Genomic DNA, 12,884 nt, shown 5'->3' on the forward strand with positions numbered 1-12,884 from the left:
GAAAGTGCCGCGCGCAGCATCACGCTCGCAGGGCGGAGGGGCGGTTCATGAAGCGTTCCAGTTCAGGGCAAACAGGGTTTGCCCGGGTAATTCGAAACGCACGCGCCCGTGTTCGCAGGCAAATGGTGCGTCGCGGGCGCGATTGTCAGCGCCGAAGAAATGCAGGGCGCCTTGGTTGAGCGGGCACTTGGCACCGCTCAGAGCAACGCGTTGCAGGCGCGTGCCTTTGTTCACCCCGAGCAAAGTGCGCTGCTCGTCGCCGGCCATCGCCAGTACGTCCACTTCGAAGGCGTCGTTATCCAGTTGCAGCACGTGCGGCAGCCAATGCCGGGCGATGAATTGCTGGGCCAGGCCCACCGGTTTCAGCTCGAAGCGATCGCCGGCCAACACGCGCACCATGCCCTTGGCGTAGGGCGGTTCGTCGGCCGCCTGAAACCAGTTGAGCATGCTCAGCAAACCGTCCTGAGAAGCATTGATGACCACCGATGCCCACCACAGCGCGGCGTAATGAGTTTCCTGGTCGTACGGGCTCAGGCTCGAGCCACTGGACAGATTGGTCTGATCGAGCAGCAAGGCTTTGCGCGGCTGACCCTTTGCGTCGAGGCCGACCAGTTGCGCGGCTTGGCGCACGCTGTCGCGGTAGACGCGAGTGGCGAGCAGGTCGCGGATCATCCATTCGTGCCAGGCCAACGCGTCAATCTGATCGGGCGCTTCACTGAGCAGACGCCGTGCCCAATCGATCCCGCGTTTGTCTGCGGCGTTATTGGCGAACGGGCCGTTGACCAGGCGCGAACTGGCCGGCATGGCGATGCGCACGCCGGCCCTGGCGTTGGCGGGATCGCTGCGCACCTGGCGGGCCATGCTGACAAAAATCGAGCGGTATTCGTCGTAGCTCGAATAGTTGAGGTTCGGTTCGTCGGCGAAGCCGATGTAATGCGTGCCTTGACCACCCAGCGTGCGCGTGCTGGCGAGCCAGGCATCGAGGCCGCTGCTGCTTTGCACATCGGCGCGCAGATTGGCCTGACGCCCGGTGCCGGCGAGCAGGGTGATGTCCTGGCGGATGCCGAAGCGCGTCTGATAAAGCTGAGGAACCGGGTCTTCGAAGCGGGCACTTTTCGACGTTATGTCAACGTAGCTGTAGTAGCTCGCCGCACTCGGTTTCAACGCATCCAATGCGGCATGACTGCTCGCGGGCGGCATCAGATTGGGCAGCGCGATGCCCAGATCCGGAGTGCGCCCGAGCACCATGGCGTGCAGGGTCAGGCGGGCCTCACCCGATTCTTCATGCACTGGCTGCAGCTGCTGCGGATTCTGCGCAAACAGGTTGGCCGTGCCGTCGAGCCAGAACGCCGCTTTGCCGCTGCCCTGCAGGCGCAAGCGCCAGACCTGAGGCCGGTCACTGACCGGCAAGGCCACTTGATCGAATTGCCAATAGGCGCGGTGGGGCTTGAGGGCCAGCGACAGCTGTTGTCCATCGTCTACACGCTGTGCTTGCAGCGCGTTGACGCCGCCATGGTATTTGCCGTTCAGCACCGCATGCTCTCCCGGTGCGACCTGGAAAAACAGCTCAGTACCATTGCGGGTTTCGACGCTGAAATGCACTTTGGCCGGACTGAACAGCGCCACGGTGGTTGCGTCATGCTCGACGCGGTAACTACGGAAGCTGTAGCCGGGAATCTCCAGGCGATAACCGGCAGCTCCCGGCACCAGCGGCCAGCTTTGCGAACCGCGAACCTCACTGGCCTTGATGAAGCGATCACCTTGCAAGCGGCCATGGCCGTCAAGCAGGTAGATATGCTCTTCATTGGCCTCGGCCTGCCACGCCGGAACCCAGCGCACGGTGACTGTATCCGGGCGGTCGGCTTGCAGATACAGGCTGCCATCGCGGATGTCGCCCCACTGCATGGGCGCAGCGAAGGCATTCAGCGTCATGCCGAGTCCGAACAGCAGGGCCAGGCGCTTCATGCGGCTTTCCTGCGGTGCAGCATCAGCCACATCGGGCTGAGATCGCCGGGCAGAATGAACAGCGTGTGCCAGAACGGTACGCCGCTCAGCCTGCAATAAAGCACCAGCATCGCCAGGGTCACTGCCAGATAGGCAATCGAGGACGCCGCCGCTGCGCCCACGATGCCGTAGCTCGGGATCAGCAGCAGATTCAGGCCCAGATTCAGCAACGCGCCCACCCCCATCATCAGCGAGACGGTGGCAGGGCGATTCTTGCCGATCAGGTCCAGGCGCAGAATGCTTGCGTAGCACAGGCCCAACAGCCCCGGCAGCAAAGCCAGCAGCGCCGGATACGCGGGTTGGTAGGCGACGCCGAACAGGATGATGATCAGCCATTCGCCGATCAGCGCCATCGTGACGCAGGCGCAGAGCATTACCGTCGCGGTCAGGCGCAGCGCCAGCGGCGTGACCTTGTCCATGCCCTTGTCCTGTTGCAGCAGACGCTTCATCAGCGGTGTGGTGACTGCTTCCGGAACGATCAGCAACAGTTCAGCAGCGGCGCTGGCCATGGCGTAATGGCCGAGCGCGCTGCTACCGAGCAGGGCGCCGATGAACAAGTAATCGGAGCGCAGGATCACCTGTTGGAACAGCAGGTCCGGATGGCTGCGTGCACTGAATTTCAGCAGCTCCTTCTGGCTTGCACGATCCCATTGCAGTTGCAGCGGCTGTGCGCGTTTGAGCCACATCCAGCCCACCAGTACCACCAGGCTGATACCGGCCAGCCAACTGATGAGCGCCGCTTCGAGTGCCGCCTCTTTCCACATCCAGAACAGCGCAACAAAAAGCAGTAATGGTGCCAGCGATTCGATCAGACGCAGGACATTGAAGGCAACCACGCCACCCGACGCGTTGTGCAAGGTCAGCAGGCCGCTTTTGAGCACGGTCAGCGGTACCGCCAGCAGCAACAGCCACGCCAGCAGACCGAGCTGCATCGTGACGTCGAGTTCGCTGCCGAATTCTCGCGCCAGCGCCACCACCAGCAACGTCAGCAGCCCGGCCAGCAGACAACCGAACACCAGCACCTGGGCGAGCAACAGCCCCATCGGCCGCTGGTTAGCCGCTTGATAACCGACCGCTGAATTCAGGCCGCCGCTGGTCGCCGCACTGATCAGATCCGGCAGGGTGCTGAGCAGCGCGAACAGACCGCGTTCGCTCGGCCCGAGAATCCGCGCCAGCAACACATTGCGCAGCAGGCGCAGGGCGATCATCGCCAGTTTGGTGCCCATGCTCAGGGCGAGGTGCTTGATGTAGCTGCCGCGACTCATGGCCGTGCCCCGCGAAAGATCCGTAGCGACAGCAGCTCCGGATTGCGCGCGGTACGTTGGCTGACGCCGAAGCGCGGCAGGTTCAGCGGGTCGCCGGCGCCGCGATAGAGTCCGGTGGACGTGCCAAGCGCAAACGGATAATCGTGATTGGCGACCTGCTCGCGCACGCGCTCATCGTTGTCGCCGTTGGGGTAGCAATACACCGGCAGTGGCCGATTGCAGCCGTTGTGCAGGGCGTCGCGGCTGCGGCTGATTTCTTCGTGTAGACGCATGTCATCCAGGCCAGTGAGGATCGCATGACTGGCGCCGTGGGGGCCGAAGCGCACCAGACCGGACGCTTCCATGGCGCGCACCTGATGCCAGTCCAGCGCTTGTGGCAGAGAATCCGGCGGACACTCATTGGTCAGACGTTCGAGTTCCTGCGGATCGAGGCTCTTCAGCCCTTGCAGGTAATGCAGCAGTGCCAGGCTGCGCCGGTCGACATCGATATCGTCGAGCAGCACCGGCAGCGGATGACCGGTGATGCGCAGGTGCTCGATCAGGTGCATGCGCGCCTTTTCGCCATGGCTGCCCCACAGCGTTTCACCGACGCTTTCCCACCAGAACCGTTGCCGACTGCCAATGAAATCAGTGGAAAGAAAAATGCTCGCCGGCACCTGATATTTTTGCAGCAGCGGATAGGCATTAACCGCGTTGTCACGCCAGCCGTCATCGAAGGTCAGCGCCACGCGCGGGCGCTCGGTGCGCAGGGCGTTGGGCTGCAACAGCTCCATTAGCGGCACGCAATCGAAATGCTTGCGCAGCCATATCAGCAAGTGTTCGAACGCCTGCGGGCCGACACAAAGTTCATTGCGGTGCGGCAGGTTGGCGGCACGGTCGTTGGCCAGCACTCGGTGGAGCATCAGGATGACTCCGGCCCCGTGCAACTGGCTGCGCCCCACGGACGAGTTGAGATAGAGCCAGCCGCTGGTGCGTTTTATCAGTTGTTTGATAGCCATGGCATGCGCCCTCTCAACGATTCTGGTCAGGATTCCACTGTGCGTACCGTTGCCCGCGCAGGAACTGCCACAGGCCGACGCTCATGCCTGCCAGCGTCACCAGCAGGAAGGCCGCGAGGCGGAACGGTTTCGGTAAACGGTGTTGCGAATCCAGCAGGCCGGCGATGGCAATCGAGTAACCGAGCAATTGCGCGAGCAGGCTCAGGCGATAGAAACCGTGCTGGTTCCACAGCCAGAAATTGCTCAGCAGCAGCGGCAACAACAGCACCGGCGCCAGTCGACGAATCAGTTTGTGGCTGATCAACGCGATCGAATACAGGCCGTGCTTGAAGGGATTGAGCAGTTCACGGCGTTGCGCCAGGCTCTGCAGGCCACCGACGGTGACCCGCTGGCGGCGACGCCATTGCTTGTCCGCTTCGTCGACGCCCTGATCGATCACCTGCGCCTCGGGCACGTAGACGATGCGTTTATGCGCCACCGGTGCGCAGGTACTGATGAAGAAATCATCGTTGACCTCGGCCGGCACGGTCTGGAACAGCTCGCGACGCAAGGCGAGCAGGGCGCCGTCGGCGGAGACCATGCAGCCGGTGCGATTCTCGACCCGGCGCAACCAGCCTTCGTAATGCCGATACAGGCTGTCGCCGATGCTCAGGCCGCCACCGGTAACCGGGATCACCATGTGCCCCGCGCAGGCGCCGACCTGCGGATCGCTCAACGGCGCGAGCAAGTGGCCGAGGGTGTCGCGCGACCACTGGTTGTCGGCATCGGTGAACACCAGAATGTCGCCGCTGCTCAGGGCGGCGCCGGCATTCAGCGTGGCGGCTTTGCCCTGGCGCGGCAGGTCGAGCACGGTGATGCGCGGATCAATCACTTTGTGCGCGCAAGCCACGGTGTCATCGGTCGAACCGTCGCTGGCCAGAATGATCTGCAACGCGGCCGGCTGATAGTCCTGAGCCAGCAGCGTGCGCAGCTTGTGCTCGATATGGCGTGCCTCGTTGTGCGCGGCAATCACGATGCTGACGTTCAGCGGCGGTGCGGGGGCATGTCGCCAGGCCGGGAACAGTGGCGCGAGCAAGGTGAGCAGCAGCGGATAGCCGATGTAGGCGTACGCTGGCAACAACAGGCACAGGCAAAAAATGAGTTCAGCCACGGGCAGGCCTCCTTGCATTCCAATGACACAGACCGAGAATCAATGCTGCGCTTGCCAAGTGCAGGCGCACCCAGTGCAGGCCCCAGAGCTGCAAGGTCAGGCTGAGGTTATGCTGGCGAATGCTTTGCCGCAGGCTGAGCAGCAGACTGGGCAGCAGGCCTGCCATCAGCAGCAGTAACGCCTGCTGCGCGTAGCCGCCCAGCAACGCAAGAATCGCCAGAGCATCAAGCAGCCACACCAGTAACGAGAGCAGCGGAAACCGCAGCAGACGCAAGCTCATGCCGTGGGCCCGGACCAATTGCAGATGACTGCCCTGACGCCACAGTTCCTTGCCGACCCATTCGCGCCAGGTCATTTCGTAGCCCCAATGCAGAGCGACGCTGGTATTGACCGACAGCAGACGAGCACCGTGTCTGTGCAGACGCAGGGTGTATTCCTTGTCCTCGCCGGTGCGCAGGGTTTCGTTGAATCCGCCGACGTTGTCGAACCACTGCTTGCGCATCAGCAGGTTGGCACTGGGCAGCCATTGCACAGTGCGCGTGGCGCCACCCGACGGGCGCAAAGAGCGGCGCTGCCACGCGGCGGCGAACCATGGCGCGGCAGCAGGGGTGTGCAGGTCGAGGCCGAAGACGTCGCCCTGGTCGCCCGCAGCCAAAGCCAACATCTGCTTCAGCCAGTCTTCCGGCATCTCGATATCGGCATCAATGAACGCCAGCCATTCACCACGGGCAACCGTTGCGCCACGATTGCGCAAGGCGCCGATCAGCAGGCCGGGCAGCAGCAGAACCTGCGCGCCGAATGCGCGGGCAATCTGCGGCCCTTCGTCGGTGGAGCCGTTGTCGACGACTATCAATTCACAGTCGATGTCGGCTGCGTGCGCGGCCTTGCTGGCGGCCAGCAGCGTTCGGCCGATATGCCGGGCTTCGTTGAACATCGGAATGACAATGCTGATCCGGCTCATGCTTTGGCCTCCGTCAGCGCTGCCTGCTCGGCTTTCAGGCGCAGCACCCACGTCAGCGCCAGCATGATCCACAGGTATTTCAGGTTCGGCGCACTGAGGAACATCAGGAACAGCGTCAATGACAGAAAGCTCATGCCCAGATGGGTAACCATGCCTGCGTGCTGCCACTCGCGCCGTTGCAGCCACGTGCGTCGTGCACGGATCAGGTTATAGAAACCCTGCACCAGCATGCCGACAAACAGCAGGCCGGCGGGAATCCCCAGTTCGCTGAAGATCTCCAGATAAGTGTTATGCGCCCGGCGATACAGGTCGCCGATCTTGCGGTTGGCCGAGAACGCCTTGGCATAACCGGTGGTCGCGTAGTGCAGCGGGAAGGTGCCAGGGCCGGAGCCGAGCAGCGGATGCTCGCGAATGATCTGGCTGCCAACGACAATGTAGGAGGCGCGACGGCCGAGGGATTCGTCCTGGGCCTTGGCCCCGGCGCTGAGGATGCTCAGCGATTGAATGCGTGCCAGATAACCGGCCGGCATCGCATAGATCGCCAAGGGCAGGATGATCGCAGCACCGAGCATGGCGAAGCCGAAATGCCGTGGACGAATGCGGGTCAACTGCTGGCGGTAGTGCCAGATCCCGATTGCCAGACTCAACGCCAGTACGACCAGCCCTGAGCGCGACTCGGTTTTGGTCATGCCGCCGAGCAGCAACAGACAGCAACCAGCCCAGAACAAACGGTGCAGCAGGTTCGGGCTGCGAATCACCAGCAGCAGGCCCAGCGGCACGGCGAAAGCGATCAGCAGGGCAAAGGCATTCGGGTCTTCGAGCAGGCCGGCGGCGCGGCCCTTGTCCTGGAATCGGCTGGAAAACATCGCCATCGCGCAGGTCGTGCTGACGCTGAGGGTGACCAGTCGGGCGAACAGATCCAGATTCAACTCACGGCCGATCAACAGGGTGATCACGAACAAGACCAGGCCCACGCTCAGTTCACGCAGATGAGTCTGCGACATGCCCAGATTGTCGCTGGCGAACAGGCTCAGCAGGTACAGCGCCATGAAACCGATCAGGTAACGCCACAGATTGCTGCGCAGGCGTTGCGACGGGATCTGGTGCAGCGCCAGTTGCAGCATCACGATTACTGCCAGCGAGGCACCGATCAATTTGCTGCCCGATACCGAGCTGTCCTTGAAGAAACCTTCGAACGGCACCAGCGCGGCAATGCCGAGCAGGCCCCAGGTCGGCTTGCGGTACAGAACGGTGAAACCGACCAGACCAATAACCGCCCCCGGTGCCAGATACGGCCAGGGGCTGGCCAGCAGACCGAGGCTGACCAGGGCGAACAGACTGACGATCGAGAGCGGGAAAATCATGCGCGTGTCTCCCGTGCCGTTTGGATGTACAGCTGCGACCAGCGTTCGGCCAATGCCTTGAGGTCGTAGCGCTCCTGTTGGGTGCGTCTGGCGTTGTCGCGCAACTGCGCAGCCAGCTTCGGTTCGGCCAGCAAGGTGTCGAGCTGGCGGGCGAGGGCGGCGGTATCCGTCGGCGCCGCGAGCAGGCCGTTGTGACGATCCTGCAAGACATCCGGAATACCGCCGACCGCGAACGCCACCACCGGCACGCCGGCCTGCATCGCTTCGAGCAGAATCATTGGCGTGCCCTCGGTGCGCGAGCTGATCACCAACGCATCGAGTTGTTGCCACCAGCCTTGCATCGCCGTCTGGTAGCCCGGCAGGCGAATCCGCTGCTGCAACCCGGCAGCATCGATGCGCGCCTGCAAGGCCTCGCGTTCCGGTCCGTCACCGAGCATCACCGCGTCCAGTTGCGGATGCTGGTGACACAACGCAATCAGCGCATCGAGGAACAGGTCCGGGCCTTTTTCACTGCTCAACCGCCCGACGTAACCGGCCAGCCAGCGTTGCCGCTCTGCCTGCGACGGCATCGCTGGCGCCGCTGGCAAACCGTTGGGAATCACCTGCAACTTCTCCGTCCGGACGTTGGCCTGACGGTGCAGCACGGCGATACTTTCCGCCACGCAGACCACCCGTTTCACCGGCGCCGTGCGGCACAGTTGCAGGCTCAGCCAGGTGTAGAACTTCTGCTTGCGACTGCGCGGCGTGAACCCGTGCTGGGTGATCACCAGCGGCAGGCGCAGCAGCGAGGCGCCGACCCAGCCGAACAGCAGCCCTTTGAAGTTGTGGGTGTTGAGCAACGGTTGGTCGCCACGGCGCTGACGCAAGTGCCGCAGCAGTTCGCCGAGCCCGGCACAAGCGCGAGCGTCCACCCCGGCTTCACGAAAGCGCGCGATCAGTTCTGGCGGCGCGTCGAGGAACAGCACCTGGTGCTGTCCCGGCGTGGCCAGGCAATGATCCAGCAACATCCGCTCGGCCCCGTAGAAGCCGCCGCTGCTGAGCAAATGTATGATCGGCAGGGCGACGATTGGGGTGGACACCGCGTTCAATTGCGCACCCAGTGAACCAGGCTCGGCATGGTCCAGTTCTTGTGCGGATTGCCCGGCTGCGACGTTTCTTCGTTGAGCACCAACAACACTGGCACGCCCAGTTCATGGCTGATTTGCGCCGGATGCTTGAACCGATGGTCGAAGAACTCACGCACGTAGACGAACGCGATTGCCAGCAGCAGCCCGGTGAACAGCCCGAACGGAATGATCAGCATCGGCTTGGGAAAAGCCGCCTCGGTCGGCTCGAACGGTGGACTCAATACCCGGGCGTTGGACAGGTCGTTGTCCAGCGCGCGTGTCGTACTGCTCTCGGCAAAGCGTTGCGCATAGGTGGAAAACGCGGCGTGCAACGCGCCGATCTCGGTGTCCAGCTGGCGCAGCTTGCTTTGGGTCTGCTGCAACTGATGGATGCGATTCTTGAACTCGGCAATGCGCGCGGTTTTCTGCTCGATGACCTGGCTCACCACCGACAGATCGATCGTGCGTTCCTGGATGCGGTTGTTGACCACTTTGAGGAACTGTTGGCGGGTGCGGGCAATTTGCTCGCGGGCCAGCAACATCGGCTCGCTGCCAGGCTGGAATACCGCCAGGTCATTCATATAGCGGCTGACCTGAGTGGTCAGCGCCTCGCCCATCTGCCTGATCTCGCGGTCCTCGAAGGCAATGTTGTCCACCGTCGTGGTGAAGGTGAACGGGAAGGTGTAGTCGTTGAGTTTGTTGGTGTTGGCGGCGGCCAGGCTGGTTTTCAGATAATCGAGCCAGCGCTGACTTTGCAGCAAGCGATCGCGATACAGGTTGAGTGCCTGCTCTTCGGTGTTGATCGCGTTGAGGCGAAAGGTGATTTCCTCTTTCGGGTCGGAAGAACCGACGCTTTCCAGCAGGCTCAGCCGCGCGCCTTCTAGACCATCGAGCCGCACCTGATACTGATGCTTCTTGGTTTCGTAGAACGAATGCGGCAGCTCGATCGACTGCAACGCCTGACGATCGACCAGATAGTTCTGCAGCAACGCGGCAACAAACGTTGTGCCCTGGGCCGGATCGGGAAAGCTGTAGACGATCGAGATCACATTGGAACCCGGCAGGGTTTCTATCTTCAGGTTGTCGATGGCGTCCTGGGTCAAACCGTCCAGTGCCGTGTCGCGCACCGGATCGGTTTGCATGCCCAGCGCATCACGCAGCGGATTGATCACGTATTCGCGCAGCGGCGTGCTGACGTAACGCTTGAACGGCTCGCCCGCCAGCTTGCTGAGCATCCCCGGCGGCGGGTTGTACTGACCCATGTCGCGCAGTTCGCTGATGGTCTGACGGATCAGCGCCGGCGAACGGAGGATATTGCTTTCGGTTTCCATGTCCGCCAGCGATGGCGGAATGAAGGTGGCGCTGTCCTGGGTCAGCGAGGTGGTCGCATCGCCCTGAGACAGCTTTTTCGACTGTACGATGACCTGCGCGGTGATATCGAAGCTCTGTTTGAGCAGCAACGGCAGGAGCAGGGCGATCACTGCAAAGGTCAGGAAGATGCGCTTCACCGTTTGCTTGTTGGCGAAGAAAATCCTGAAGAACTCGTGCAGGTAATTTTCTTTTGGGTTCATGTCGGTCACCTGAGAGTCAGTTGTCACTGCCTTTGTTGTCGACGCGGTAGCCGAAGCTGAAACCGACGCCCTGGAACAGCACCACATCAGCCAGTTGGCGGGCGAGTTCGCCGGCGCTGGCCAGTTTGGTTTTTGGCACGTAGAGCATGTCATCCGGCTGCAGATAGGCGATTTGTGGCGCGTCACCGGACAGTGCTTTCTCGACGTCGTAGTTCATCGCCTGCACCTGATTGCCGTTGCGCCGCATGATCACTACCGAATCCAGCCGCGCCTTGACGTTGGTGCCGCGCGCCAGAGTCAGCGCCTCAAGCACTGACACCGGCCGGCGGATCGGATACGAGCCCGGTTGTGCGACTTCACCCAGCACGTAGATCTCGTTGCCGGCGGTGGACTTGAGCAGCACGTCCACGGTCATCCGCCCCGGCAGTTGCGCGTATCTCTGATTGAGGAAGGTTTCCAGCTGATTGACGGTCATGCCTTGCAGCGGCACCGCGCCGATTTCCGGAAAACTCGCGTAGCCATCAGTGCCGACGGTGATCTCGCGGCTCATGCCGGTGGCCGGATGGTTCAGCGCACTTTTAAGGTTCTGCTCGTTGCTCAGCGGGCTGAGAATCTGTACCGAGAGCTGATTGCGGTTGGGTTGGAACAGTTGCTTGCGCTGATACGCACGCTGGATTTCCTGACGGGCTTCTTCGCTGGTCAGCCCGGCGATTTTCACCGAGGTGTTGGCGCCCGGCAGTTCGATAGTGCCGTCGGGCAGCACCAGTTGCGTGCCGTTGAGCTGACTGGCGGCGGTGAAATTCAGGCCGATCTGGTCACCTGATTGCACGCGGTAAGCGTCCGAACCGCTGGTGCTGATGTGAAAGATCACATCCAGCACGTCTTTCGGGCGCAAGGTCTGTTCGACCCGCGGCATGTCGGTGGCCTGGGCGTTGGCCGGTGTGGCGGTGAGAATATTCACCGGCATGTTGCGGGTCTCGGAAGTGCTGGTGCAGCCCGCAAGCGGCAGCAACAGCAGGACAAGCATTCTGGCGTTCATGGCGTCATCCTTTGCGTTCGCTTACAGGTTTTTGTAAAGCCATTTGGGCATGTAGTACTTACGCCGGTTGAACACGCTGCCGACCACTTTCGCCCCGGCCTGAGTCAGGCGTTGCACAGCGGCCTGGGCGACTTCCCAGCGGGTGTCTTCGGCGCGTACGACAAACACCACGCCGTCGACCTGAGTGCTGATGACCAGGGTGTCGGCGGCGGAATACACCGCGTCGCCGTCGATCACCACAAAGCGGTACTGGCTGCCCAACTGGTCGAGCAACGGGCTCAGGCGCTCGGCGGTCAGGTGTTCCAGCGTGCGGATCGGCCGGCCGTTGGGCAGCACATGGAAGGGCAGGCTCGACACCTGCACCACGCAGTCCTGCAACAGCGGCGGGTTGCCCGGGTTGAACAGCAGGTCGCGCAGGCCGCGCTCCTTGCCGAGGTTCATCTGCTGGGTGAGGTTGTTCGCCGACTGGCTGGCATCGACCAGCAGCACCTGGCCGCTGCTCATCTGCGCCAGCTGACTGGCCAGTGCCAGCGCGCTGGTGGTGGTGCCGGCGCCGGGGTTGGCGGCGGTCAGGAACAGAATGCGCAGATCGAGATCCAGCACGGTCGAAGTCAGATTCGATTCGCTGGGGCTGGCGATGCTCAGGCTTTTATTGGTTGAACCGTCCATTAGCTTGCTCCGTGGCCGCTGAATACTTTGAAGGGGGTTTTCAACAGAATCTTCAGATCAAGCAGAAGGCTCTGCTCGGCGATGTAGCTGAGGTCCAACTCAACGCGCTGGTCGAAGTCGATGTTGCTGCGTCCGGAGATCTGCCACAGACCGGTCATGCCGGGGTAGATCGCCAGACGCGCGAGGTGATTGTCCTTGTAGCGGTAGGCGTTGAACGAGGTCGGACGAGGGCCGACCAGGCGCATGTCGCCGGTCACTACGTTGATCAGATTGGGCAGCTCGTCGAGGCTGGTGCGCCGCAGAAAACTGCCGATGCCGGTGACGCGCGGGTCTTTGTCGATCTTGAAGTCGATGGCGTCTGCCCCGTGCTTGTTCAGGTGGCGCAGCGACTCTTTGAGTTCTTCGGCGTTGCTGACCATGGTGCGGAACTTGAACATGCCGAACTTGCGCCCGCGATAACCGGTGCGTTTCTGCACGAACAGCACCGGCCCCGGGCTGGTGAGCTTGATGGCCAGGGCCAGGCCCAGCAGCACTGGCGAGATCAGCACGAGAATCGTCAGCGCGCCGAGGCAGGCGACCACCCGGTTGGTCCGCGACAGCTGCCATGGGCGGCCACCATCGCGGCCGCTGAGCCAGCCGCGACCCTGACGGTGGATCGCTGCGTCGAGGCGCATGCGATGTTCCGGGTCGACGCGCTTGTCAGGGCGCATCTGTGCAATCGACACACTTCTTTCATGTCCAGTCATGGCGTCCTCCG

At 62.4% G+C, this 12,884-nt stretch carries 11 protein-coding genes; all 11 read right to left on the reverse strand.

Features of this window, described 5'->3' with window-relative positions:
• Positions 1-45 precede the first annotated feature (45 nt).
• Genes BXA01_RS26350 through BXA01_RS26400 form a run of 11 tightly spaced genes read right to left on the reverse strand, consistent with a single transcriptional unit; the run spans position 46 to position 12,873 of the window.
• Entirely contained in the window at positions 46-1,965 is a 1,920-nt protein-coding gene (locus BXA01_RS26350; protein ID WP_076567401.1) for a hypothetical protein, read from the reverse strand.
• Positions 1,962-3,269 (reverse strand): oligosaccharide flippase family protein, encoded by a 1,308-nt coding sequence (locus BXA01_RS26355; RefSeq protein WP_056784521.1) that lies wholly within the window; start codon positions 3,267-3,269, stop codon positions 1,962-1,964. Before BXA01_RS26355 ends, BXA01_RS26350 begins: the two co-directional genes overlap by 4 nt.
• Complete coding sequence (locus BXA01_RS26360) at positions 3,266-4,267, reverse strand: polysaccharide deacetylase family protein (protein ID WP_024012445.1); 1,002 nt, start codon at positions 4,265-4,267, stop codon at positions 3,266-3,268. The genes BXA01_RS26355 and BXA01_RS26360 overlap by 4 nt, the downstream gene beginning before the upstream one ends.
• Before the next feature lie 13 nt (positions 4,268-4,280).
• Entirely contained in the window at positions 4,281-5,417 is a 1,137-nt protein-coding gene (locus BXA01_RS26365; RefSeq protein WP_056784525.1) for a glycosyltransferase, read from the reverse strand.
• A complete protein-coding gene (locus tag BXA01_RS26370) occupies positions 5,410-6,378 on the reverse strand; it encodes a glycosyltransferase (protein ID WP_076567404.1) in 969 nt (322 codons plus the stop codon). The genes BXA01_RS26365 and BXA01_RS26370 overlap by 8 nt, the downstream gene beginning before the upstream one ends.
• On the reverse strand, positions 6,375-7,742 hold the full coding sequence (locus tag BXA01_RS26375) for an O-antigen ligase family protein (RefSeq protein ID WP_076567407.1): 1,368 nt from the start codon (positions 7,740-7,742) through the stop codon (positions 6,375-6,377). Before BXA01_RS26375 ends, BXA01_RS26370 begins: the two co-directional genes overlap by 4 nt.
• Positions 7,739-8,830, reverse strand: coding sequence for a glycosyltransferase family 4 protein (locus BXA01_RS26380; protein ID WP_076567410.1), 1,092 nt, complete (start codon positions 8,828-8,830; stop codon positions 7,739-7,741). The genes BXA01_RS26375 and BXA01_RS26380 overlap by 4 nt, the downstream gene beginning before the upstream one ends.
• Positions 8,827-10,419 (reverse strand): GumC family protein, encoded by a 1,593-nt coding sequence (locus BXA01_RS26385; RefSeq protein ID WP_076567413.1) that lies wholly within the window; start codon positions 10,417-10,419, stop codon positions 8,827-8,829. The genes BXA01_RS26380 and BXA01_RS26385 overlap by 4 nt, the downstream gene beginning before the upstream one ends.
• 16 nt (positions 10,420-10,435) lie before the next feature.
• Positions 10,436-11,458, reverse strand: a complete 1,023-nt coding sequence (locus BXA01_RS26390) for a polysaccharide biosynthesis/export family protein (protein WP_016774099.1) — start codon at positions 11,456-11,458, stop codon at positions 10,436-10,438.
• Positions 11,459-11,479: 21 nt separating this feature from the next.
• Positions 11,480-12,127, reverse strand: a complete 648-nt coding sequence (locus BXA01_RS26395) for a CpsD/CapB family tyrosine-protein kinase (protein WP_024012451.1) — start codon at positions 12,125-12,127, stop codon at positions 11,480-11,482.
• On the reverse strand, positions 12,127-12,873 hold the full coding sequence (locus BXA01_RS26400) for a sugar transferase (protein ID WP_016774101.1): 747 nt from the start codon (positions 12,871-12,873) through the stop codon (positions 12,127-12,129). Before BXA01_RS26400 ends, BXA01_RS26395 begins: the two co-directional genes overlap by 1 nt.
• Positions 12,874-12,884: the final 11 nt, after the last annotated feature.

Source organism: Pseudomonas sp. B10 (assembly GCF_900156235.1).
GTDB classification, from domain to species: domain Bacteria; phylum Pseudomonadota; class Gammaproteobacteria; order Pseudomonadales; family Pseudomonadaceae; genus Aquipseudomonas; species Aquipseudomonas siliginis.

Coding starts and splice junctions, on each gene's coding strand:
- BXA01_RS26350 (WP_076567401.1), bottom strand. CDS start 1,965: ATGAAGCGCCTGGCCCTGCTGTTCGGACTCGGCATGACGCTGAATGCC.
- BXA01_RS26355 (WP_056784521.1), bottom strand. CDS start 3,269: ATGAGTCGCGGCAGCTACATCAAGCACCTCGCCCTGAGCATGGGCACC.
- BXA01_RS26360 (WP_024012445.1), bottom strand. CDS start 4,267: ATGGCTATCAAACAACTGATAAAACGCACCAGCGGCTGGCTCTATCTC.
- BXA01_RS26370 (WP_076567404.1), bottom strand. CDS start 6,378: ATGAGCCGGATCAGCATTGTCATTCCGATGTTCAACGAAGCCCGGCAT.
- BXA01_RS26375 (WP_076567407.1), bottom strand. CDS start 7,742: ATGATTTTCCCGCTCTCGATCGTCAGTCTGTTCGCCCTGGTCAGCCTC.
- BXA01_RS26385 (WP_076567413.1), bottom strand. CDS start 10,419: ATGAACCCAAAAGAAAATTACCTGCACGAGTTCTTCAGGATTTTCTTC.
- BXA01_RS26390 (WP_016774099.1), bottom strand. CDS start 11,458: ATGAACGCCAGAATGCTTGTCCTGCTGTTGCTGCCGCTTGCGGGCTGC.
- BXA01_RS26395 (WP_024012451.1), bottom strand. CDS start 12,127: ATGGACGGTTCAACCAATAAAAGCCTGAGCATCGCCAGCCCCAGCGAA.
- BXA01_RS26400 (WP_016774101.1), bottom strand. CDS start 12,873: ATGACTGGACATGAAAGAAGTGTGTCGATTGCACAGATGCGCCCTGAC.